Annotated in this window: 22 protein-coding genes; 17 read left to right on the top strand and 5 right to left on the bottom strand. The window is 63.9% G+C overall.

Annotated features, from left to right (window positions below):
• On the bottom strand, positions 1-759 hold a 759-nt coding region (locus CH289_RS15035; RefSeq protein ID WP_143545085.1), incomplete at its 3' end, for a DUF222 domain-containing protein.
• A gap of 291 nt (positions 760-1,050) precedes the next feature.
• Complete coding sequence (locus CH289_RS15040) at positions 1,051-1,704, bottom strand: MerR family transcriptional regulator (protein WP_019665509.1); 654 nt, start codon at positions 1,702-1,704, stop codon at positions 1,051-1,053.
• Between the two features lie 84 nt (positions 1,705-1,788).
• On the opposite strand from CH289_RS15040, the gene CH289_RS15045 reads away from it, so the two are divergent.
• Positions 1,789-2,268: a DUF4188 domain-containing protein gene (locus CH289_RS15045; protein WP_020112662.1), complete on the top strand. Its 480-nt coding sequence runs from the start codon at positions 1,789-1,791 to the stop codon at positions 2,266-2,268.
• Positions 2,269-2,288: 20 nt separating this feature from the next.
• On the opposite strand, the gene CH289_RS15050 is transcribed toward CH289_RS15045, so the two are convergent.
• Both CH289_RS15050 and CH289_RS15055 read right to left on the bottom strand, forming a co-directional pair.
• Positions 2,289-2,966, bottom strand: coding sequence for a haloacid dehalogenase type II (locus CH289_RS15050; RefSeq protein WP_019665507.1), 678 nt, complete (start codon positions 2,964-2,966; stop codon positions 2,289-2,291).
• Between the two features lie 38 nt (positions 2,967-3,004).
• The gene (locus tag CH289_RS15055; RefSeq protein ID WP_094728102.1) at positions 3,005-3,409 is read right to left on the bottom strand and encodes a VOC family protein; all 405 of its coding nucleotides are present in this window, start codon (positions 3,407-3,409) and stop codon (positions 3,005-3,007) included.
• 61 nt (positions 3,410-3,470) lie between these two features.
• On the opposite strand from CH289_RS15055, the gene CH289_RS15060 reads away from it, so the two are divergent.
• Complete coding sequence (locus CH289_RS15060; RefSeq protein ID WP_020112660.1) at positions 3,471-3,929, top strand: MarR family winged helix-turn-helix transcriptional regulator; 459 nt, start codon at positions 3,471-3,473, stop codon at positions 3,927-3,929.
• A gap of 1 nt (position 3,930) precedes the next feature.
• On the opposite strand, the gene CH289_RS15065 is transcribed toward CH289_RS15060, so the two are convergent.
• Positions 3,931-4,986: an endonuclease/exonuclease/phosphatase family protein gene (locus CH289_RS15065; RefSeq protein WP_094710109.1), complete on the bottom strand. Its 1,056-nt coding sequence runs from the start codon at positions 4,984-4,986 to the stop codon at positions 3,931-3,933.
• A gap of 92 nt (positions 4,987-5,078) precedes the next feature.
• Here CH289_RS15065 and CH289_RS15070 point away from each other — a divergent pair, with 92 nt between their 5' ends.
• The 15 genes from CH289_RS15070 to tuf all read left to right on the top strand — a co-directional run bounded on the left by CH289_RS15070 (position 5,079) and on the right by tuf (position 22,220).
• Positions 5,079-5,876 (top strand): TIGR03084 family metal-binding protein, encoded by a 798-nt coding sequence (locus CH289_RS15070; protein WP_094710111.1) that lies wholly within the window; start codon positions 5,079-5,081, stop codon positions 5,874-5,876.
• Positions 5,873-7,573, top strand: coding sequence for an acyclic terpene utilization AtuA family protein (locus CH289_RS15075; protein WP_094728103.1), 1,701 nt, complete (start codon positions 5,873-5,875; stop codon positions 7,571-7,573). Before CH289_RS15070 ends, CH289_RS15075 begins: the two co-directional genes overlap by 4 nt.
• The gene (locus tag CH289_RS15080) at positions 7,570-8,718 is read left to right on the top strand and encodes an acyl-CoA dehydrogenase family protein (RefSeq protein WP_019665501.1); all 1,149 of its coding nucleotides are present in this window, start codon (positions 7,570-7,572) and stop codon (positions 8,716-8,718) included. Before CH289_RS15075 ends, CH289_RS15080 begins: the two co-directional genes overlap by 4 nt.
• Positions 8,715-10,313, top strand: a complete 1,599-nt coding sequence (locus CH289_RS15085) for an acyl-CoA carboxylase subunit beta (RefSeq protein WP_019665500.1) — start codon at positions 8,715-8,717, stop codon at positions 10,311-10,313. The genes CH289_RS15080 and CH289_RS15085 overlap by 4 nt, the downstream gene beginning before the upstream one ends.
• A 7-nt stretch (positions 10,314-10,320) precedes the next feature.
• The gene (locus CH289_RS15090) at positions 10,321-12,312 is read left to right on the top strand and encodes an acetyl/propionyl/methylcrotonyl-CoA carboxylase subunit alpha (protein ID WP_020112657.1); all 1,992 of its coding nucleotides are present in this window, start codon (positions 10,321-10,323) and stop codon (positions 12,310-12,312) included.
• 51 nt (positions 12,313-12,363) lie between these two features.
• Entirely contained in the window at positions 12,364-13,524 is a 1,161-nt protein-coding gene (locus tag CH289_RS15095) for an acyl-CoA dehydrogenase family protein (protein ID WP_019665498.1), read from the top strand.
• Positions 13,524-14,291 (top strand): enoyl-CoA hydratase family protein, encoded by a 768-nt coding sequence (locus CH289_RS15100; RefSeq protein WP_019665497.1) that lies wholly within the window; start codon positions 13,524-13,526, stop codon positions 14,289-14,291. The genes CH289_RS15095 and CH289_RS15100 overlap by 1 nt, the downstream gene beginning before the upstream one ends.
• Positions 14,292-14,326: 35 nt before the next feature.
• Positions 14,327-14,950, top strand: coding sequence for a TetR/AcrR family transcriptional regulator (locus CH289_RS15105; protein ID WP_026347861.1), 624 nt, complete (start codon positions 14,327-14,329; stop codon positions 14,948-14,950).
• Between the two features lie 111 nt (positions 14,951-15,061).
• Positions 15,062-16,450, top strand: coding sequence for a guanine deaminase (locus tag CH289_RS15110; RefSeq protein WP_094728181.1), 1,389 nt, complete (start codon positions 15,062-15,064; stop codon positions 16,448-16,450).
• 35 nt (positions 16,451-16,485) lie between these two features.
• Positions 16,486-16,998 carry a DUF3558 domain-containing protein gene (locus CH289_RS15115; RefSeq protein ID WP_037159383.1) on the top strand — a complete coding sequence of 171 codons (513 nt, stop codon included), beginning with the start codon at positions 16,486-16,488 and terminating at the stop codon, positions 16,996-16,998.
• Positions 16,995-17,513: a DUF3558 domain-containing protein gene (locus CH289_RS15120; RefSeq protein WP_037159380.1), complete on the top strand. Its 519-nt coding sequence runs from the start codon at positions 16,995-16,997 to the stop codon at positions 17,511-17,513. The genes CH289_RS15115 and CH289_RS15120 overlap by 4 nt, the downstream gene beginning before the upstream one ends.
• Positions 17,514-17,814: 301 nt before the next feature.
• Positions 17,815-18,189 carry a 30S ribosomal protein S12 gene (gene rpsL / locus CH289_RS15125; RefSeq protein ID WP_008714048.1) on the top strand — a complete coding sequence of 125 codons (375 nt, stop codon included), beginning with the start codon at positions 17,815-17,817 and terminating at the stop codon, positions 18,187-18,189.
• A complete protein-coding gene (gene rpsG / locus CH289_RS15130) occupies positions 18,189-18,659 on the top strand; it encodes a 30S ribosomal protein S7 (protein ID WP_003941856.1) in 471 nt (156 codons plus the stop codon). Before rpsL ends, rpsG begins: the two co-directional genes overlap by 1 nt.
• Before the next feature lie 135 nt (positions 18,660-18,794).
• Positions 18,795-20,906 carry an elongation factor G gene (fusA, locus tag CH289_RS15135; RefSeq protein WP_019665492.1) on the top strand — a complete coding sequence of 704 codons (2,112 nt, stop codon included), beginning with the start codon at positions 18,795-18,797 and terminating at the stop codon, positions 20,904-20,906.
• A 123-nt stretch (positions 20,907-21,029) separates the two neighbouring features.
• Complete coding sequence (tuf, locus tag CH289_RS15140; RefSeq protein WP_019665491.1) at positions 21,030-22,220, top strand: elongation factor Tu; 1,191 nt, start codon at positions 21,030-21,032, stop codon at positions 22,218-22,220.
• Positions 22,221-22,373 lie beyond the last annotated feature (153 nt).

Raw genomic sequence — 22,373 nt, forward strand, 5'->3', positions numbered from 1 at the left:
GGGGTGGTCGTCGTCGGGTTCGCAGGTGCAGGCGATGTGGGTTTCGCTGCGCATGAGGGCGGTGTACGCGGCGGCGCGGCGTTGTCCTCGGGTACGGGGGTCGCGGGGGCAGAGGGTGTCGGCTACTTCGTTGATGCGTTGCCAGCTGGCGGCGGCGTCTGCGGCTTCGAGGTCGGCTTCGATGGTGGCGATCATGTCTTTGTCGCGGTATTTCACTGTGGTCAGGCGGGTGAGGTCCGCGCGTAGTTGTGCGGCTTCGTCGGGTGCGCAGCGGTGCATGATGGCGTTGATTTCGGTGGCGAGTGGTCCGGGGGACAGGTGTAGTGCGGCGGTGAGGATGTCGGTTTGTGCGTGTTCGACGGCGGGGGTGCTGTAGGGGCCGGTGACGCGGTGGATGGCGCGTACTCGGGGTAGATCGAGGTCTCCGGCGTCGAAGGCTGCTTTGATGTGTGGGAGGCGTAGGCGCAGGTCCATTCCGATGTCGGAGTAGGTGTCTGCGACTGTTTTCGAGCAGCCGAGTGCGGCTGCGGTTTCGGAGGATGCGTAGTTGCCGGCGTCGGTGATGCGTTCGCCGATGTGGACGGTCTGTTCGATGCAGGTTTCCCAGATGCGTGCGGCGTGGGCGACTTTGCGTGCGCAAGCTTTGTTTTCTTCTCTGGCTGCGTCGGCAAGTTCGGTCAGGAGTGTTGGGTCGATGGTGGGTGGTGTGTGCGGGCCCAGGTAGCGGGCGTATCTGCTGGGCGTGGTGGTGTGTGGCATGTGGTGAACCCCCCGGTTCATGGGAACGTATGTTCGAATATACCGCCCGTTCTGTTCGACTGCAAGGCCTTTCGGTTTGCGGGGCAACCGTTTTCGAAGTTCGATCTACTAGCGCACGACACCGACAAAAATGCCTACAAGGCGCCGTTCGACTAGCGGGGCTGGATCAGTCGAAAGGATTCCAGAACTACTTTCGTGTCGTCGTCGATGTCTTCTTGCCGTCGAGGACAGTCTTCACGAGGGAGTCGCGCAGCGGACCGGGGAAGGCGAACTCTACTGCGGGTGGCTGGGTCATGGCGTAACGGGCCGAGGGTCATTGCCGGTGTTCTGAATACGAAAGCTGATGGCTTCGAGTGTAATTCGGCGTATCTCGTTCACGGCCTGTCCGATCACGACGGTTCCTATGGCCATGGCCTCCACGGCGGAGGCGCGGTCCGGTCGCGTACGGGCGTAGTTCACCTCACCCCAGGCAGTTGCCTCGGCAGCGTCGGCCACGTCGTCGAAGTAGTTCAAGTCGATCGGGAAGTCGAAGCGTCTCAACGTCGCCACGAGTTCTGCCAGCCTGAAGGGAGCGGGAGCCGCAGGATCCACGTGCCAATCACGCGCGGAAATCCATTCTCGCACTTCGTCGTAGGTTCGGGCGACGTCCGGTGCCGCGTCGTCGGGGTCGATGTCGTCCAGCCCGTGCATCACGGCTCCGAACGTGTCGTGAGCGGAGGCTGATTCGTGATCGATCGTTGCCAAAGTGGCGCGGGCGACGGAAATGGAGAGTCCGCCGACGTCGATCAAGGCGCGGATGAGGCGCAACCGTCGTACGTGCTGGTCGTTGTAGTCGGCCTGATTGGGTGCGGTCTGCTTGCCTGCGGGGAGGAGGCCCTCGCGCAGGTAGAACTTGATGGAGGCTGTCGACACGCCGGAGTGCTTGCTCAGCTCGGAGATCCTCATCCGAGCACCCTTGACTTCACGAACGGAGAGTATCACTATCTATTACAGATAGTTCCTCTATCCATAGTCTGGAGGTTCGACATCGTGAACCGCAACGGAGTGCAAGCCGGCCGCTACACGGCCTCGATGGACGGCGATTTCGTCGTCTTTCTCATCGGCATGCGGATAAACAAGCTGTGGAAGGTGCACAAGTGGTTTCCGCCGTTCGTCGCCATGCCGAAAATGTTGCGCGAGTTGAGGAAGCATCCGGAGAAGGGGCTCTTGGGCGCTCGCCTGTCCTTCGGCGGACGTACGGTAACGGTGGTCCAGTACTGGCGGAGCTTCGATCGGCTCGAGGCGTTCGCCCGGAACCCGAGTGATCCACACTTGCCGTCGTGGAGGGCGTTCAACACCAGAGTCGGCAGTAGCGGTGACGTCGGCGCTTATCACGAGACCTATCGGGTGGGCCCCGGCAGTCACGAGTCGATCTACTCGAACATGCCCATCATGGGTTTGGCTGCCGCGGGAACTTCCGTCGTCGTCGGAAAACGAACCGAATCAGCAAGGGCGCGAATCTCGAAGTGACTGTGCGACGGCATCCTGCGTCAGGGCATGTCCGCAATGCTGTCGATTCTGTGGTCGAACTCGCCCCTCGCATCGTCCACCGAATGATCGATTCGGCCGAATTCCAACGGGCGATGAACGAACACGGTCTTCATGCCGACGGCCCTGGCGGCCCGGAGGTCGTACGGGTGTGATGCGACCATCGCTGCACGGTCGGGTTCGACCCCGAGGTAACGACACGTTCGCTCGTACAGGAAAGAAGCCGGCTTGAAAGCGCCGAACACTTCGGCGGTCAGCACTGCGTCCCAGTCCATCCCGGCTCGCTTGAACAGATGCACCATGGTCGCCATGTCGGTGTTGGACAAGCTCGCGACGACCGAGGTCTGTCGTAGATCTCGCAGGCCGTCCACTGAATCGGGCCACGGCCGCAGGTTCTTCCATGTATCGGCCAACGCCGTCCGGGCAGGAGAAGGGATCTGTAGCCCGAGTTTTTTCGCGACCGAATCCAGGCCGTCTCGGTAGACGTTCTGCACCGGCTGCCAATGCTCGGCCGACTGCGTCAGGGTGGACGTTCGCTCGAAATAGTCCTGACGCCAGGCTCGCACTGCATCGCCGACGACTTCGTCGTCCACCCATTCGGACAAGGCGTCGGCTACCGGCCCGAAGAAGTCGAACAGTGTGCCCTGAATGTCGAAGACATACGCGTCGTAGACCCCCATGGGCATCGATGGTACCGACGAGAGCCCTGGCCGAACCGTCAGGCGCGATCGTGGAGGGTGATGTGGTAGCCGTCGGGGTCGGCGAAGGTGAAGGTGCGGCCGAAGGGGCCGTCGATGGGTTCCGACACGATGACCTGAGTGTTGCTGTCGGGGTCGCTCTGCGCACTCCGCTCCTGGTCCGCTACGAGGGTGTCGTGGATGGATTGAACGTCGTTGGCGTGCAGCCAGATTGCGGCGCCGATGCCCGGCCGGTCCGCGGAGGCGAGATCGGTTCCGGCGACGATCTCCCGCAGAGCGAAAGCGATGGGAGTGGTCTCGAAGACCACGGAGTGGGGTGGGCCGGCGGGCGAACGCACGAGGCCGAGGTACTTCTCGTAGAACGCCTGCGATGCGGCGAGGTCGCTTACTTGGAGGGAGATGAAATCGGGACCGGTGACTACCATGGAAACTCCTTCGACGTGTGTCAGTTATCTGACACGAACGAATCTATGTCAGAATGCTGACATGAGTCAAGCCGACCGAGGGATCGACCTGAACACCTCGTTGGGGTACCTGCTGAAGGAAGCGTCCAGTGTCCTGCGGGCCGCGATGGACGAAGTCCTTCGGCCGCTCGGGATGAGCGTGACGCACTACTCGTGCCTCGAACTGCTCGCTCAGCGGCCGGGCCTGTCCAACTCCGAACTCGCCCGCGGCGCCTTCGTCACCAGGCAATCGATGAACGTGCTGTTGCAGGCTCTCGAACGGGACGGGGTCGTCGTCAGGCCGACGGAGGCTCCCGTCGGAAAGGCCCTTCCGGCCCGGCTCACCGAACGCGGCCGGCGGGAGCTCGAGAAGGCGACTGCCGCGGTCAGGTCCGTGGAGGACCGGATGCTGGCCGGTATGTCCGGCGACGAACGCGAGACGGCGTTCCGGCTCCTCGGCGGAATGATCCGATCGCTCAACGACCGCGGAGACGCATCCTGAGTCAGAGCTTCAGATCCACCCACACCATTCGGTGATCCGAGGGGTGCGAGGCATCGGTCGGCCAGAAGACCTCCGAGCCCGTGACGGTCAGGTCAGCCGACGGCAATGCGTAGTCGACGCGTAGGTCGCCGGGAGTCGGGTCGGAAAAGTCGGCGGTATCGGTGTTGCCGTCGGCTCCCGACGTCGGCGCCGGATCCTGGATGCGGGGGTTGTCGAGCAATTGCTGAATCGACCCTGCTACCGAGTCGCCGTCGACCGGATCGCTGTTCTGGTCGCCCAGAACGACGAACGATGCGTTCTGCGTCAAGCCTCCGCGAACGCCGTTGTCGTCGTACAGGTATCCAGCGCCGTCGATGTAGTCGGCGGTGAGGCGGATCTCGTCGTGATTGCGTTTTCCGTTGCGGTCCTCCGGTCCGTCGAACGACGGGGGAGTCGGGTGCGACGCCAGAATGTGCACGGTCTTGCCGTCGATGTCGACGGGCACGTCCCAGTGAGACTTGCTCGACAAGCGCAGTGCGTCCGAGTTCGCGCCGTAGTAGTCGCGAGGCAGAAGCGAATCCGGCATGTCCTTCCACAGGAAGTTCTGGAATGTCCGGACGTCGGAGGTGTCGATCGGGAACTTCGACAGCACGACCATGCCGTACTGGCCGGGAAACTGCCCGAAACCGAATGCGTCGTTCGGTCCTCCGGTAGCACCGTCGGAATCGAGGTCGAGTCCGGAGTCGACGCCGGTGTTCACGGGTGCCGTGAAGGAGTAGGGGTACGCGCCACCCAGGTAGTTCTCACGAAACAGATCCAGTGCCTCGGGCGAATAGTCGAATTCGTTGATCAACAGAACATCCGGCGAATTGTGGTCGATCACGTCGGCGACGGCTCGGGCCTGCGCGTTCTCGCCGTGCAGTTCGGTGGCCAGTTGTCCCTCGGCGGGTCGGTTGAGGCTTGCATTGAACGTCGCGACGCGTACCTGACGGGGCTCGGCGTCGCTCGCTCCCGGCGTCGAACATCCGGCGAGTAGTCCAGTGGCAAGTAGGGCTGCGGCAAGTCCGGCGGTCTTCACGATCGGAGACCGTACCGACGTTGTCTGAACAACACGTAAATTAACAAGCAGGCATGCTTGCTTTTTACGCGGTGTGGTGTGAAGCTGTTCCCATGGCCGACCTCGACTCGATCATCGATGACCTCCGCGCCGAGGGTGACGACCTCGACGCCCTGGTCAGCGACCTGACCGACCAACAATGGTCGACGCTCACGCCCGCCGAGGGCTGGACCGTCGCCCATCAGATAGGTCATCTGTCCTGGACGGACAATGTCGCCGAGCGCACGACGTCGGGTGCCGCAGGAGACGATTGCGCCAAAGCCGAGTTCGACATCGTTCTGAAGCAGGCCTGGTCCGATCCGACCGGTTTCGTCGACGTCGCGGCCGAGGAGGAAGCGCGGCGGCCCGACCTCCTCGAAACCTGGCGCTCACGTCGTCACGCAATGACGGATGCCCTCGCGACGGTGCCCGCCGGAGTGAAGATTCCGTGGTTCGGACCGCCGATGAGCGCGGCCTCGATGGCGACGGCACGACTGATGGAGACGTGGGCACACGGACAGGACGTCGCCGACGCACTCGGCGTCCGCCGCGAGCCCACCGAGCGCATCAGAGGCGTCGCGCACATCGGAGTCAGAACCCGCGACTTCGCGTACGCCGTCAACCACCAGACCCCGCCGACCGAGCCGTTCCGGGTCGAGCTGACCTCCCCCTTGGGTGAGCTCTGGACCTGGGGCCCCGGTGACGCGTCTCAGCGCGTCACCGGCTCGGCGGCGGACTTCTGCCTGCTCGTCACTCAGCGCGCCCATCGCGACGACCTCGACGTCCACGCCGAGGGCGCCGACGCCCAGCACTGGCTCACCATCGCCCAAGCCTTCGCAGGCCCTCCAGGACCAGGACGATCCCAGAAATGAGTACCCCCCACGTCAGAATCGGCAACTGTTCCGGTTTCTACGGTGACCGACTCTCCGCGATGCGGGAGATGCTCGAAGGTGGTGAACTCGACTACCTCACCGGCGACTACCTCGCCGAACTCACGATGCTCATCCTCGGCCGCGATCGCATGAAGGACGCATCCCGCGGATACGCCAAAACCTTTCTCCGCCAGGCAGAGGACTGCCTCGGTCTCGCTCTCGACAGGGGCATGAAGATCGTCGCGAACGCCGGCGGACTCAACCCGAAAGGCCTCGCCGACGCGCTGACCCAGCTCGACTCCGGTGCGAAGATCGCGTACGTCGACGGCGACGATCTCCTGTCCCGCGCGGACGAGCTCGGCCTGGGTAGCCCTCTCACCGCCAACGCGTACCTCGGCGCGTGGGGAATCGTCGAAGCGCTGAAGTCCGGCGCCGACGTCGTCGTCACCGGCCGCGTCACCGACGCCTCGGTCATCGTCGGCCCCGCGGCGTACCACTTCGGTTGGAACAGAACCGACTACGACGCTCTGGCCGGTGCCGTGGTGGCCGGTCACGTCATCGAGTGCGGCACCCAGGCGACCGGTGGCAACTACTCGTTCTTCACCGAGATCGCCGACATGGGACGTCCCGGGTTCCCGATCGCCGAGATCCATGCCGACGGATCGTCGGTCATCACCAAGCACGACGGCACCGGCGGCGCAGTCAGCGTCGGAACCGTCACCGCGCAGTTGCTCTACGAAATCACCGGCGGGCGATACGCGAACCCCGACGTCACTGCTCGTATCGACACCGCTGTACTGACTCAGGAGTCCAGCGACCGCGTCAGGATCTCCCAGGTGAAGGGCGAGGCCCCGCCGCCCACGCTGAAGGTCTCGCTCAACTCGCTCGGCGGATTCCGCAACGAGTTCACCCTCGTTCTGACCGGTCTCGACATCGACGCGAAAGCCGAACTCGCGCAGAAGCAATTCGAATCCTGGCTGCCGACCAGACCCAAGGAACTCGAATGGACGCTGGTGCGGACCGACAAGCCCGACGCGCCCACCGAGGAAACCGCAAGCGCGCTCCTGAGGTGCGTGGCCCGCGACAGTGATCCGAACATCGTCGGCCGCCAGTTCTCATCGGTAGCAGTGGAGCTCGCTCTCGCCAGCTATCCCGGCTTCTCGTTGACCGCGCCGCCCGGACACGGTGCGCCGTTCGGTGTCTTCACCGCCGGATACGTCGATGCAGGCGAGGTACCGCACACGGTCACCCTCGCCGACGGCACCCGGGTCGACATTCCACCGGCCACCGACACTGAAGTACTCGAACCGCTCCCGGAGCCCGAACTTCCACCGAAACGACCTGGCGAGTCGACGATCACAGTGCCACTCGGTACCGTCGCCGCCGCACGAAGCGGCGACAAAGGCGGCAACGCGAACGTCGGAGTGTGGGTGCGCAGCGACGACGAATTCGCCTGGCTGGCCCACGCTCTCACCGTCGAAGAACTGAAGTCGCTGCTCCCCGAAGCCGCAGACCTCACCGTCACCCGGCATGTGCTGCCGCACCTCAAGGCCCTCAACTTCGTCATCGAAGGCATCCTCGGCCAAGGCGTCGCATCGCAGGCACGATTCGATCCACAGGCCAAGGGGTTGGGCGAATGGCTCAGGTCCCGGTACATCGCCATTCCCGAAACTCTCGTATTCCAAGGACAGATATGACCGTGTGGACCACGCCGGAGCGTGAACAGCTCCGCAAGACCGTGCGCAGTTTCGTCGAACAGGACATCCTGCCGCACTTGAACCAGTGGGAGTCGGACGGTGAACTCCCACGCGATCTCCACCGTAAAGCTGCGGCTCTCGGTCTCATCGGAGCGGGCTTTCCCGAGGAGGTCGGCGGCGACGGGGGAGACCTCGCCGACGCTGTGGTCATCTGCGAGGAAATGCACCAGGCAGGCGCGTCGGGAGGACTCTTCGCTTCGCTGTTCACCAGCGGAATTGCGTTGCCGCACTTGGTGGCCGCGGGTGATCCGGACCAGATCGAGAAGTGGGTACGCCCTACCCTCGCAGGCGAAAAGATCGGATCGCTCGCGATCACCGAACCGGGCGGCGGATCCGACGTCGGCCATCTGCGGACGAGGGCCGTCAAGGACGGCGATCACTACGTCGTCAACGGTGCGAAGACGTACATCACGTCGGGGTGCCGCGCAGATTTCGTGGTGACGGCGGTCCGCACCGGCGGTGACGGCGCCGGAGGGGTCTCGCTTCTGGTCGTGGAGAAGGGCACGCCTGGATTCGAGGTGACGAGCAAGCTGGACAAGATGGGCTGGCGGGCGTCGGACACGGCCGAGCTCTCCTTCGTCGACGCCCGGGTGCCCGTGAGCAATCTGGTGGGCGCGGAGAACACGGGCTTCGCGCAGATCGCGCAGGCGTTCCTGACCGAACGCATCGCGCTCGCCGCGCAGGCCTATTCGAGCGCTCAGCGGTGCCTCGACCTGACGCTGCAGTGGGTTCGCGACCGCGAGACGTTCGGAAAGCCGCTCATCAAACGGCAATCCGTACAGAACACCGTCACCGAGATGGCGCGCAAGATCGACATCGCGCGGGTCTACACCCGCAGCATCGTCGAACGGTCCATGACCGAGAACAACGACTTCATCGCCGAAGTGTGCTTTGCCAAGAACACTGCCGTCGAATCCGGCGAATGGGTCGCGAACCAGGCCGTCCAGTTGTTCGGCGGCCTCGGCTACATGCGGGAGAGCGAAGTCGAACGTCAGTACCGCGACATGCGCATCCTCGGTATCGGCGGAGGCACCACCGAGATCCTGACCGGACTGGCTGCAAAACGATTGGGGTACCAGGCATGAGCGTGCTGAAGTCCACCCTCGACACCGCGTCGGAGCAATTCACCGGTGCCGCCGAGGCGATGAACACCAAGCTGGCGGAGATCGACGTCGAGCACGGTAAAGCGCTTCTCGGTGGCGGTGAGAAATACGTCGAGCGGCACCGCAAGCGCGGCAAACTCCTGGCGCGTGAACGAATAGAACTACTGATCGACGAGGACTCGGCGTTCCTCGAGCTGTGCCCACTTGCCGCGTGGGGCAGCGACTTTCCTGTCGGTGCGAGCACGGTCATGGGCATCGGCGTCGTCAGCGGTGTCGAATGCCTCATCGTCGCCAACGATCCGACGGTGCGCGGCGGTGCCAGCAACCCGTGGACCCTCAAGAAGGGTTTCCGGGCCAACGACATCGCGACGCAGAACCGGTTGCCGGTCATCTCCCTCGTCGAGTCCGGTGGTGCCGACCTGCCGACTCAGAAGGAGGTGTTCATTCCAGGCGGACGCATGTTCCGTGACCTGACGCAATTGTCCGCCAAAGGAATTCCGACGATTGCCCTGGTTTTCGGCAACTCCACCGCCGGCGGTGCCTACATTCCCGGCATGTCGGATCACGTCGTCATGATCAAGGAACGCTCCAAGGTTTTCCTGGCCGGACCGCCACTGGTCAAGATGGCGACCGGTGAGGACTCCGACGACGAATCCCTCGGCGGCGCCGAGATGCATGCCCGAAAGTCCGGTCTCGCCGACTACTTCGCGGTCGACGAGCAGGACGCCATCCGCATCGGTCGCAGCATCGTCAAGAGACTCAACTGGAAGAAGAAGGGCCCGGAACCGCGAGCAGAGGTCATCGAACCACTCGCCGATCCCGAGGACCTGCTCGGCATCGTGCCGACCGACTTGAAGATTCCGTTCGATCCCCGTGAGGTCATCGCACGCATCGTCGACGGCAGCGATTTCGACGAGTTCAAGCCGATGTACGGCGGGTCGCTGGTGACCGGCTGGGCCGAACTGCACGGCTACCCCATCGGCATCCTCGCCAACGCACGTGGCGTCCTGTTCAGCGAAGAATCGCAGAAGGCAACCCAGTTCATTCAACTTGCCAATCGATCGAACACGCCGTTGTTGTTCCTGCACAACACCACCGGCTACATGGTCGGAAAGGAGTACGAGGAAGGCGGCATGATCAAACACGGCTCGATGATGATCAACGCCGTCTCGAACTCCAAGGTCCCACACATCTCGATTCTGCTCGGAGCGTCGTACGGCGCCGGCCACTACGGCATGTGCGGCCGCGCCTTCGATCCCCGGTTCCTCTTCGCGTGGCCCAGCAGCAAATCCGCTGTCATGGGCGGAGCCCAACTTGCGGGCGTCATTTCCATCGTCGGACGGGCAGCAGCGGAAGCCCGCGGCCAAGCATTCGACGAGGAAGCCGACGCAGGCCTGCGCGCGATGATCGAGAACCAGATCGAAGCCGAGTCGCTGCCGATGTTTCTCTCCGGACGCCTCTACGACGACGGCGTCATCGACCCCCGTGACACCCGAACGGTGGTGGGAATGTGCCTGTCGGCTATTGCCACCGCCCCGATCGAAGGCACCGAGAACTTCGGCGTCTTCCGGATGTGAAGCGCAGATGACAAACCAATCTGGTCACTCCGCAGGCTCCGCTCCTGCCACTTCGGTACTCGTCGCAAACCGCGGTGAAATCGCCCGCCGTGTCTTCGCTACCTGCCGCGCCGAAGGCATCGACACCGTCGCAGTCTTCTCCGACGCCGACGCGAACTCCCCGCACGTCCGGGAAGCCGACGTCGCGGTCAACCTGCCGGGGAACTCGCCCGGCGAGACGTACCTGCGCGGTGAACTCGTCATCGCCGCAGCCGTACAAGCAGGCGCCGACGCGGTTCACCCCGGCTACGGATTCCTCTCCGAGAACGCCGAATTCGCCCAGCAGGTCCAGAACGCCGGACTGACGTGGATCGGACCACCCGTCAAAGCCATCGAACTCATGGGCTCGAAGGTGGAGTCCAAAGCGATGATGGCCGACGCCGGGGTGCCGGTCCTGACCCGACTCGATCCGTCGCAGATCACCGAGGACGAACTGCCGGTGCTCGTCAAGGCGTCGGCGGGCGGTGGTGGACGCGGCATGCGTATCGTCCGCGATCTGAAGGACCTGCAGCGGGAAATCGAGACGGCAGGGCGAGAAGCTCTTTCGGCCTTCGGCGACGGAACGGTGTTCGTCGAGCGGTACATCGAAACCGGCCGACACATCGAAGTTCAGGTCATGGCCGACCGCCACGGCACCGTGTGGACGGTCGGAGAACGCGAGTGCTCCATCCAGCGTCGGCACCAGAAGGTGGTCGAGGAGGCGCCCTCACCGCTCGTCGAACGTATCGACGGGATGCGCGAGAGGTTGTTCGACGCCGCCAGACTCGCCACCGAGGCCATCGGGTACGAGGGCGCAGGTACCGTCGAGTTCCTCGCCGACGAGAAGGGCAACTTCTTCTTCCTCGAGATGAACACCCGTCTGCAGGTGGAGCATCCCGTCACCGAATGTACGACGGGCCTCGACCTGGTTGCGTTGCAGATCAGCGTGGCGTCGGGCGAACCTCTCCCGGCCCATCAGCCGGCGACGCGGGGGCACTCCATCGAAGTTCGGCTGTACGCCGAGGATCCCAGTCAGGACTGGCAGCCCCAGAGCGGGCCGGTGCACACGTTCGACATCCCCGGCGAGCGGTTCTCCGTGCTGAACAAATCCGGAATTCGTGTGGATTCCGGCGTCGAAACAGGGTCACACGTGGGCACCTTCTACGACCCCATGCTCGCGAAGGTGATCTCGTTCGCGCCCACCCGAGAGCAGGCCGCGAATCTGCTGGCGAAGTCGCTGCAGAAAGCCACGATTCACGGGCTTGTCACCAACCGAGATCTGCTCGTCAACGTCCTGCAGCACCCGGCATTCCTCGCCGGTGACACCGATACGGCGTTCTTCGACACCCACGGTCTGGACGTCCTGGCGCAGCCGATCGCTCAGGGACGTGCAGTGCGGCTGTCGGCACTGGCAGCCGCACTGGCCGACGCCGCCCACAACCGGGCGTCGGCTCGCGTGAACAAGGGGCTCCCCAGCGGCTGGCGCAACCTCCCGTCGCAACCGCAGCGAAAGCAGTACGGGGATGAGATTGTCGAATACACCCTCGGGCGCTACGGCCTGAAGACCGATCTCGACGGCGTCGCGCTGATCGAGAACACTCCGAATCGAGTGGTGCTGGACGACAACAAGCTTCGTCGAACGTTCCACGTCGCGCGGTACGGACCGGATGTCTTCATCGACTCCTCGCTCGGTCCGGTGCGGCTGGTCAAGGCGCCGCGATTCGTCGATCCCACCGAGGAGGTCGCAGCCGGATCGTTGCTCGCTCCGATGCCGGGCAGCGTCGTCAGAGTGGCTGCAGCGCAGGGTGACACCGTCACGGCCGGGCAGCCGATTCTCTGGCTCGAAGCAATGAAAATGGAACACACCGTCACTGCGCCGGCCGACGGTGTGCTCACCGAACTGAACGTTTCCGAAGGCCAGCAAGTCGAGGTCGGCGCCGTCCTAGCAGTCGTAACAGCAGGAGTGGAGCCCGCGGAATGACCATTTCAACAGGAGTGGAGCCCGCGGAATGACCATTTCAAAAGGAGAATCATGAGTTTCATCGAAACCGAAGAGCAGAAGGGCCTGCGGACCTCGGTCTCCTCGCTCGGCAAGCGCTACAACTACATCGACTACGTGCTGCCGAAGGCTCGCAAGGGTGAACCCCTCAGTGAATTGTGGAACGAGGCAGGCAAACTCGGATTCCTCGGCGTGAACCTGCCCGAGGAGTACGGCGGCGGAGGCGCAGGGATCTACGAACTCGCCCTCGTCCAGGAGGAACTCGCGGCACACGGGGCGGGGTTGCTGCTGGTCGTCGTCAGCCCGGCGATCTGCGGCACCATCATCGGGAAGTACGGCACGGCGGATCAGAAGCAGACGTGGCTCACCGCTCTCGCCGACGGTTCGAAGATCATGGCCTTCGGCATCACCGAACCCGACGCCGGATCCAACTCGCACCAGATCACCACGACCGCCAGGCGAGACGGTGACGACTGGATCCTCAAGGGCAGCAAGATCTACATCTCCGGCGTCGACCAGGCCGACGCGGTGTTGATCGTCGCTCGCACCGAAGATTCCAAGACCGGCAAGCTGAAGCCGGCGCTGTTCATCGTCCCCACCGATTCCGAGGGCTTGCAGAAGACTCGGATGGAGATGGACATCATCGAGCCGGATCATCAGTTCACGTTGTTCCTCGACGACGTGCGGCTCCCGGCAGAGGCCCTCGTCGGTGAGGCCGACGCCGCGCTGATGCAGCTGTTCGCGGGTCTGAATCCCGAGCGCATTCTCGGCGCGGCGATGGCCGTCGGGATGGGCCGCTACGCACTCGACGCGGCGGTGAAATACGCCAACGAGCGCACGGTCTGGAAGACGCCGATCGGCGCGCACCAGGGCATTTCGCATCCGCTGGCGCAGGTCAAGATCGAACTCGAGCTCGCCAAGCTGATGATGCAGAAGGCCGCGGTCCTGTACGACTCCGGCGACGATTTCGGTGCTGCCGAGGCCGCCAACATGGCCAAGTACGCGGCCGCGGAAGCGAGTATCAAAGCGCTCGATCAGGCCATCCAGACCCACGGCGGGGCGGGCTTGACCGAGGAATACGGTCTCGCCGCGATGCTCGGTGCAGCGCGGATCGCGAGGGTGGCGCCGGTCAGCCGGGAGATGATCCTCAACTTCGTCTCCCAACACTCCCTCGGACTACCCAGGTCGTACTGATGGCAGTTCAGGTACATACAGCCGACGCAGTCACCACCCTCACTCTCGACACCCCGCACAACAGGAACGCCCTGTCCACGGCCCTCGTCGACGAACTGACGGCAGGGCTGCACGATGCGGGCGAGGATCCCGACGTTCGGGCAATCGTCCTCACTCACACCGGTGGAACGTTCTGCGCGGGGGCCGACCTCACCGAAGCCGGCGGAACCGTCGAAGGACGCACGGCGCAGATGCTCGGACTGCTTCGTACACTCCTCGAGACCCCGAAGCCTGTCGTCGGACAGATCGACGGCCACGTGCGCGCGGGAGGCATGGGGCTTGTCGGTGCATGCGACATCGTCGTCGCAGGACCGAACTCCACATTCGCGCTGACGGAGGCCCGCCTGGGTCTGGCCCCGTCCATCGTGTCGCTGACGCTGTTGCCTCGGATGAACTCCCGCGCGGCAGGCCGCTACTTCGTCACCGGTGAGAAGTTCGGCTCCCACGAGGCCGAGGCCATCGGCCTGATCAGCGAGGCCGCAGCCGACCCGGCATCCACCGTCGGAGACATTCTCGAGGCTCTCCGGAAAGGATCCCCGCAGGGCCTCGCCGAGTCGAAGCGGCTCACGACGTCGGCGATTCTGGCGGACTTCGACGCTCACGGAACCGACTTGTCGGACCGTTCTGCGAGGCTGTTTGCATCCGAGGAAGCGCGAGAGGGGATGATGTCCTTCTTGGAGAAGCGACCGCCCAGGTGGGTGGCCTCGCGAGTGGCGCCCGCGGAATGAGCGGGCCGGTGCAGAAGTAGGGAGAAGCAGGACCGATGGTGACGGCGCGGGAACCCAAGCAGGATCGAAGTAGGGCGACGCGTCAGCGGCTGTTGGAGTCCACTATCGACTCGCTCGCCGAGCAGGGATGGGGCCCGACGACGGTGGGCGTCGTCGCGGCGCGAGCAGGAGTCTCCCGCGGGGCGACCCAGCACCATTTTCCCACCCGAGAAGACCTGATCACCGCGGCGTTGGACTACATGTTCGACACTCGCATGGACGACGCACGCCGTGAATCCGCGGCGCTGCCACACGGCCCGGCCCGCACCGAACGCGTCGTCGAAAGGCTCGTCGAGTACTACACCGGTTCCGTCTTCAAAGCGGCCCTGCAGGTGTGGACCGCTGCCGCCGCGGACCCGGACATGCGGGCCAGGGTGCTGCCGCTCGAGGAGAAGTTCGGTCGAGTTGCCCACCGCATGGCCGTCGACCAACTCGGCGCCGACGACAGCGACCCGCAGACACACCGGCTCGTGCAGGCGACCCTCGACCTCGCGCGCGGGCTCGGCCTCGCCGACGTCCTGAGCGACGACTCACGCCGACGCAGCGAAATCGTCAAGGCATGGGCAGGCGTCCTCGACGCAAGCCTGAAGATCGACCACGCCACCACCGCGGCCGGGTAGGCGAGCGCTCGATCTGCGGCGGTGCCAGGTTCGTGGTTCGCTCTCACCGTGAGTCGGATACGCAGTGCACCTGAAAAACACAGCGCACCTGAGAAACACAGCGCACCTGAAATACATCGGGGCCATGTTTTCCATATCGCCGGATCGCCGACGGTGACCGCTGCTGCGGACGCGTTGGTCTCCATCCCCGACGGTGCCCTGGTGGTCGACGACGACGGTGTCATCACCTATTCGGGACCGTTCGACGCGGTCACGGTCGGGGGCGGCACCGTCGTCGACCATCGTCCTGGTTTTCTTCTTCCCGGGTTCATCGACACTCACGTGCATTTCCCGCAGACGTTCGCCGGCGACGCCTACGGCGGCGGGCAGCTGCTCGAGTGGCTGAACACCTGCATCTTCCCGTCGGAATCGATGTTCGAGGACCCGGAGTTCGCGGCGGAGGCGGCGGCCGCGTTCTGCGATCGACGTATCGCGGCCGGTACGACGCAGGCCATGGTGTTCGGGTCGGCGTTCCCACACGCGCAGGATGCATTGTTCGAGGAGACCCTTCGTAGAGGACTGCGCGCCGTCAGCGGCAGGGGAGTGCAGACGACGGGCCCCGACTCGGCGAAGGCACTCGTGACCACCGAACAGGACGCGGTACGGCTGGTGTCGGAGGAGATCGAGAAGTGGCATGCCGCCGACACCGGTGACGTCGACACCGCTCTGCTGCACGTCGCCGTCGTTCCGCGGTTCTCTCTGTCGGTGACCACGGAGACACTGAGGAACCTCGGCGAGCTGTACGACTCCGTACGGGACCGCGGCGTCTACTTCCACACCCACCTCAACGAGAACAACAGGCCCGGCACGGGCGAGATCGCAACGACGCTCGAGACGTACCAGGTCGACTCGTACCTCGATACCTACGACGGCAAGTTCCTCCCCGGCTCGGTGGCCGGTGGCAAGAGCTTCCTCGGCAAGCGGACGATTCTCGCCCACGCCGTGCACTGCCAGGACGACGAGCTCGCACGGATGGCGGAGACGGGCACGTCCATCGCGCACTGCCCGACATCGCAGCAATTCCTCGGGTCGGGCACCATGCCGTGGAACCGAACCGTGGCCGCAGGGGTGAACATCGCCCTCGGTTCCGACTACGGAGGCGGTGACGAGTTCCTTCTCTCTCGCGTCCTCGGCGACGCGTACAAGGTGCACATCTCCGAACCCGGAGACGCGGGCGTACCCCTGCATCCCGCCGAGCTGCTCTTCACCGGCACCCTGGCCGGCGCGCGGGCGCTCGACATGGAGGACCGCATCGGCAACCTCGACGTGGGCAAGGAAGCCGATTTCATCGTCGTCGATCCAGCGAAGTGGCAGCCCCTCGACGATCTGATTCGTCGTGGCATCCGTTCCGTCGACCCGGACATGGCTCGCGACCAGACTCTGTTCGCCCTGCTCATGGCGATGCGCGAGCCTGCGATCACGGAGGTCTACGTGCGGGGTCGACGCGTCGACTCCGTCTGATCGGTGTCGGTCCGACTGGGTAGGGTCTGAAGACCATGCGGCGGACGGTGATTCTCCTGGGTGTGCTCGCTGCCGGCTTGGCCGGATGCGGATCGGGTGACGACGCCTCGCCGCAGCAGAACTCCACGCCGGCGTCGCCGGGGGAGGCCGGTCCGTTCTTCGGGCAGTGCGGTTCGGTGAACGACGACGAAGTTCTGAGTACCTTCGCCGTACCGGCATTCACGATGATCACCAGGAATTCGGTGGGATGCGAATGGGAGGTCGCGGGCAGCACCGGCCCCTCGGTGAGTTTCTCCTGGTACCGCGGCAGCCCCATCGATCGGGAGCGATCCGGGTCCGAGCTGATCGGTCGACCCGCCGACGACATCGAGATCGACGGGAACCCTGGTTTCTCCGCGGCCACGGACAACTACCTGTGCGAGGTCGGGGTCCAGTTCGGGAAGGATTTCATGCACTGGTCGGTTACGTACGGTGACCAGCCGCCGTCGTCCGATCCGTGCGACGTCGCCACTCGATTGGCAACCCTCACCGTGGAGCGCGCGCAGTGAAACGGCTGTGGATGTCCGCGCTCGTCGTGGTGCTGGCGGGATGCAGCACGACGGTTCAGGGCACCGCGACACCCGAAACGTTCGACAGCGGCGGCGACACGGAGTTCCGAGATCTCCTGACCGAATGCGACGCCGTCGCCGACGATCGAATCGCCGCGACGGTGGGTGGCGACGCCATCGCTCGCGGTTTCTTCGGGGCGATCTGCCGGTGGGACGTGGCCGGTCCCAACGGCATCGTGAAGGTGACGTTCAACTGGTTCGAGAACGGCTCGCTCGACGCCGAGCGAGAGGCCAACGAGAAGATGATGTACCTGGTCCAGGACATAACCGTGCAGGGCCGCAAGGCAATTCGAACCCAGCCGCCGAACGAGCCGACGTCCTGCGGTGTCACGGCCGGGTCTCCGGACTCCGGCGTGGTCGGATGGTGGGTGCAGTACCTGCCTGGATCGGGCGCGCCTGATCCGTGTGAGGCTGCGACGACGCTGATGGATCTGACGATCAATCTGAGTCGGTAGCACGGCGGGGCCCGTTTTGACCCGAAGGCGCGCCGCCGGGTATCGTTATGGGTCGTGTCCGGCCTGGCCGGTCCGTCTGTGTGCCTATGCGAGGTACAGCCGTGCTCATGTTCAGTTCCGAGCGTGCGATGCGGCTGCCGTGTGGGGGTATGCGACACACCCGACCGCGGGGTGCAAGAGACCCGCGGTATGCAGTACAAGAACGACAGTAGTACGGGTGAGGAGCAGTGTTCTCTTGCTCCAACTGCTAGATCCCTGGGTCTTTCGAGAAGAAGACTCGCGACACAAAGAAAGCCGGTTCATGCCAACTATCAACCAGCTGGTCCGCAAGGGTCGCACCGACAAGGTTGCGAAGCTGAAGACCGCTGCCCTCAAGGGCAGTCCCCAGCGTCGTGGTGTGTGCACTCGCGTGTACACCACCACTCCGAAGAAGCCGAACTCTGCTCTGCGTAAGGTCGCGCGTGTGCGCTTGACCAGCTCGGTAGAGGTCACCGCCTACATCCCCGGTGAGGGCCACAACCTGCAGGAGCACTCCATGGTGCTCGTTCGCGGTGGTCGTGTGAAGGACCTCCCGGGTGTGCGTTACAAGATCATCCGCGGCTCGCTCGACACCCAGGGTGTCAAGAACCGCAAGCAGGCTCGCAGCCGCTACGGCGCCAAGAAGGAGAAGAGCTAATGCCACGCAAGGGCCCAGCACCCAAGCGGCCGCTGATCAACGACCCGGTCTACGGATCCCCGTTGGTCACGCAGCTCGTCAACAAGATCCTTCTCGACGGCAAGAAGTCCACCGCCGAGCGCATCGTCTACCAGGCTCTCGAGCAGGCTCGTGAGAAGACCGGCACCGACCCCGTCGTCACGCTCAAGCGTGCACTCGACAACGTCAAGCCGGCCCTCGAGGTTCGCAGCCGTCGCGTCGGTGGCGCGACCTACCAGGTCCCCGTCGAGGTTCGCCCCGGTCGCTCGACCACGCTGGCACTGCGCTGGCTGGTCACCTTCTCGCGCGCTCGTCGTGAGAAGACCATGGTCGAGCGTCTGGCCAACGAGCTTCTCGACGCCAGCAACGGCCTCGGTGCCGCTGTGAAGCGTCGCGAGGACACGCACAAGATGGCTGAAGCCAACAAGGCGTTCGCGCACTACCGCTGGTGACTTCCGGCCGGGAGGGTGCGGTGAAACTTTCCGCACCTTTCCGGCGTTGTACCGAGTACCTGGTCCGGCCCGGCTCACCGTTCACATACTGGTGACAAGCTGGCCCAGTCCCACTTCTTCGACTTACAAGGCGGGATGAATTCCGTGGCACAGGACGTGCTGACAGACCTCAACAAGGTCCGCAACATCGGCATCATGGCCCACATCGATGCTGGTAAAACCACCACTACCGAACGCATCCTCTTCTACACCGGTATCTCGTACAAGATCGGTGAGGTCCACGACGGCGCAGCCACGATGGACTGGATGGAGCAGGAGCAGGAGCGTGGCATCACGATCACCTCTGCTGCCACGACGTGCTTCTGGAACGACAACCAGATCAACATCATCGATACGCCCGGACACGTCGACTTCACCGTCGAGGTCGAGCGTTCGCTGCGTGTTCTCGACGGCGCCGTCGCAGTGTTCGACGGCAAGGAAGGCGTCGAGCCGCAGTCGGAGCAGGTCTGGCGTCAGGCCGACAAGTACGACGTCCCGCGCATCTGCTTCGTCAACAAGATGGACAAGCTGGGCGCTGACTTCTACTTCACCGTGCAGACCATCAAGGACCGCCTCGGAGCCAAGCCGCTGGTCATCCAGCTGCCCATCGGCGCCGAGAACGACTTCGAAGGCATCGTCGACCTCGTCGAGATGAAGGCGAAGGTCTGGAGCGGTGAGACCAAGCTCGGTGAGAAGTACGAGGTTCAGGACATCCCGGCCGACCTCCAGGAGAAGGCGGAGCAGTACCGCCAGGAACTCCTCGAGATCGTCGCCGAGTCCGACGAAGCTCTGCTGGAGAAGTTCTTCGGTGGCGAAGAGCTCTCGATCGACGAGATCAAGGGCGCCATCCGCAAGATGACCGTCAACAGCGAGCTGTACCCGGTTCTCTGTGGCTCCGCGTTCAAGAACAAGGGCGTTCAGCCCATGCTCGACGCGGTCATCGACTACCTCCCGTCGCCTCTCGACGTCGAGTCGGTCCAGGGTCACGCACCCGGCAACGAAGAGGAACTCCTCCTCCGTAAGCCGTCTGCCGACGAGCCGTTCTCGGCTCTCGCGTTCAAGATCGCGACCCACCCCTTCTTCGGCAAGCTGACCTACGTCCGCGTGTACTCGGGCAAGGTCGACTCCGGCGCTCAGGTCATCAACTCGACCAAGGGCAAGAAGGAGCGTCTGGGCAAGCTCTTCCAGATGCACTCCAACAAGGAGAACGCGATCGCGACCGCTTCGGCAGGTCACATCTACGCCGTGATCGGTCTGAAGGACACGACGACGGGTGACACCCTCTGCGATCCGCAGAACCAGGTGATCCTCGAGTCGATGACCTTCCCGGACCCGGTCATCGAGGTCTCCATCGAGCCCAAGACCAAGTCCGACCAGGAGAAGCTGGGAACAGCCATCCAGAAGCTCGCCGAAGAGGATCCCACCTTCTCGGTGAAGCTGGACGAGGACACCGGCCAGACCGTCATCGGCGGCATGGGCGAGCTCCACCTCGACATCCTGGTCGACCGTATGAAGCGTGAGTTCAAGGTCGAGGCCAACGTCGGTAAGCCGCAGGTTGCGTACCGCGAGACCATTCGCAAGAAGGTCGAAAAGCTCGACTACACCCACAAGAAGCAGACCGGTGGCTCCGGCCAGTTCGCGAAGGTCATCATCAGTCTCGAGCCTTTCGAGGGCGAAGACGGTGCGACCTACGAGTTCGAGAACAAGGTCACCGGTGGTCGTGTGCCGAGGGAGTACATCCCTTCGGTGGACGCCGGAGCTCAGGACGCCATGCAGTACGGTGTCCTCGCCGGATACCCGCTCGTCAACGTCAAGGTCACACTGCTCGACGGTGCATACCACGACGTCGACTCGTCGGAAATGGCCTTCAAGGTCGCCGGCTCACAAGCGTTCAAGGAAGCCGCCAAGAAGGCCAGCCCGGTCATTCTCGAGCCCGTCATGGCCGTCGAGGTCACGACCCCCGAGGATTACATGGGTGAGGTCATCGGCGACCTGAACTCCCGCCGTGGTCAGATTCAGGCCATGGAGGAACGTAGCGGCGCTCGTGTCGTCAAGGCACAGGTTCCGCTGTCGGAGATGTTCGGCTACATCGGAGACCTTCGGTCGAAGACTCAGGGCCGCGCTAACTACTCCATGGTGTTCGATTCCTACGCCGAGGTTCCTGCGAACGTCGCGAAGGAAATCATCGCGAAGGCGACCGGAGAGTAGATCTCTCCCGAGCTGGACACGCTGGATCCGTAACACCGCACGACCATGCAGCTCAAAAGAGCTGTACGAGACAACCGCACTGCTGCATTTCAAGCAAGCACCAACAGTCCAGGAGGACACACAGTGGCGAAGGCGAAGTTCGAGCGGACGAAGCCGCACGTCAACATCGGGACCATCGGTCACGTTGACCACGGCAAGACGACGCTGACGGCAGCAATCACCAAGGTTCTGCACGACAAGTTCCCGGACCTCAACGAGGCCTCGGCCTTCGACGAGATCGACAAGGCGCCTGAGGAGAAGGCTCGTGGTATCACGATCAACATCTCCCACGTCGAGTACCAGACCGACAAGCGCCACTACGCGCACGTCGACGCTCCGGGACACGCCGACTACATCAAGAACATGATCACCGGTGCTGCCCAGATGGACGGCGCAATCCTGGTCGTGGCAGCTACGGACGGCCCGATGCCGCAGACGCGTGAGCACGTGCTCCTCGCCAAGCAGGTCGGCGTTCCGTACATCCTCGTCGCCCTCAACAAGGCCGACATGGTCGACGACGACGAGATCATCGAGCTCGTCGAGATGGAGGTCCGCGAGCTCCTCGCTGCGCAGGACTTCGACGAGGACGCACCGGTCGTCAAGGTCTCCGCACTGAAGGCACTCGAGGGTGACCCGAAGTGGGCCGAGAGCGTTGCAGAGCTCATGCAGGCTGTCGACGACTCCATCCCGGACCCCGTCCGTGAGACCGACAAGCCGTTCCTCATGCCCGTCGAGGACGTCTTCACGATCACCGGTCGTGGAACCGTCGTCACCGGTCGTATCGAGCGTGGCGCGATCAACGTCAACGAAGAGGTCGAGATCGTCGGCATCCGTCCCGGCTCGACCAAGACCACGGTCACCGGCATCGAGATGTTCCGCAAGCTGCTCGACTCGGGCCAGGCAGGCGACAACGTCGGCCTCCTCGTTCGTGGCATCAAGCGCGAAGACGTCGAGCGTGGACAGGTCATCATCAAGCCGGGCACCACGACTCCTCACACGGAGTTCGAGGGCAACGCTTACATCCTGTCCAAGGACGAAGGCGGCCGCCACACGCCGTTCTTCAACAACTACCGCCCGCAGTTCTACTTCCGTACCACGGACGTTACGGGCGTCGTCACCCTCCCCGAGGGCACCGAGATGGTCATGCCCGGTGACAACACCGAGATGTCCGTCACGCTGATCCAGCCGGTCGCCATGGACGAGGGCCTGCGTTTCGCTATCCGCGAGGGCGGTCGTACCGTCGGCGCCGGTCGCGTCACCAAGATCATCAAGTGATCTAGTTTCACCCAGCAACACCGAGAGCGGCACTCACCTTCGGGTGGGTGCCGCTTTTCGTTGTGCCAAGGGGTGTTTCGCACAGGTTGCAGGCCCCCGCACAGGATGCAACATGAGCGAGGAACTCGAAACTGTGCGAGTAGCAGCCGTCCC

This window comes from Rhodococcus sp. RS1C4 (assembly GCF_002258225.1).
Taxonomy (GTDB): domain Bacteria; phylum Actinomycetota; class Actinomycetes; order Mycobacteriales; family Mycobacteriaceae; genus Rhodococcoides; species Rhodococcoides fascians_E.

Excerpts from the sequence above, each read along its gene's own strand:
- CH289_RS15090 (WP_020112657.1), top strand. The coding sequence starts at position 10,321 with ATGACAAACCAATCTGGTCACTCCGCAGGCTCCGCTCCTGCCACTTCG.
- CH289_RS15050 (WP_019665507.1), bottom strand. The coding sequence starts at position 2,966 with ATGGGGGTCTACGACGCGTATGTCTTCGACATTCAGGGCACACTGTTC.
- rpsG (WP_003941856.1), top strand. The coding sequence starts at position 18,189 with ATGCCACGCAAGGGCCCAGCACCCAAGCGGCCGCTGATCAACGACCCG.
- CH289_RS15060 (WP_020112660.1), top strand. The coding sequence starts at position 3,471 with ATGAGTCAAGCCGACCGAGGGATCGACCTGAACACCTCGTTGGGGTAC.
- CH289_RS15040 (WP_019665509.1), bottom strand. The coding sequence starts at position 1,704 with ATGAGGATCTCCGAGCTGAGCAAGCACTCCGGCGTGTCGACAGCCTCC.
- CH289_RS15100 (WP_019665497.1), top strand. The coding sequence starts at position 13,524 with ATGGCAGTTCAGGTACATACAGCCGACGCAGTCACCACCCTCACTCTC.
- CH289_RS15105 (WP_026347861.1), top strand. The coding sequence starts at position 14,327 with ATGGTGACGGCGCGGGAACCCAAGCAGGATCGAAGTAGGGCGACGCGT.
- CH289_RS15075 (WP_094728103.1), top strand. The coding sequence starts at position 5,873 with ATGAGTACCCCCCACGTCAGAATCGGCAACTGTTCCGGTTTCTACGGT.
- CH289_RS15070 (WP_094710111.1), top strand. The coding sequence starts at position 5,079 with ATGGCCGACCTCGACTCGATCATCGATGACCTCCGCGCCGAGGGTGAC.
- CH289_RS15085 (WP_019665500.1), top strand. The coding sequence starts at position 8,715 with ATGAGCGTGCTGAAGTCCACCCTCGACACCGCGTCGGAGCAATTCACC.
- CH289_RS15055 (WP_094728102.1), bottom strand. The coding sequence starts at position 3,409 with ATGGTAGTCACCGGTCCCGATTTCATCTCCCTCCAAGTAAGCGACCTC.
- CH289_RS15080 (WP_019665501.1), top strand. The coding sequence starts at position 7,570 with ATGACCGTGTGGACCACGCCGGAGCGTGAACAGCTCCGCAAGACCGTG.
- CH289_RS15095 (WP_019665498.1), top strand. The coding sequence starts at position 12,364 with ATGAGTTTCATCGAAACCGAAGAGCAGAAGGGCCTGCGGACCTCGGTC.
- CH289_RS15115 (WP_037159383.1), top strand. The coding sequence starts at position 16,486 with ATGCGGCGGACGGTGATTCTCCTGGGTGTGCTCGCTGCCGGCTTGGCC.
- fusA (WP_019665492.1), top strand. The coding sequence starts at position 18,795 with ATGAATTCCGTGGCACAGGACGTGCTGACAGACCTCAACAAGGTCCGC.
- rpsL (WP_008714048.1), top strand. The coding sequence starts at position 17,815 with ATGCCAACTATCAACCAGCTGGTCCGCAAGGGTCGCACCGACAAGGTT.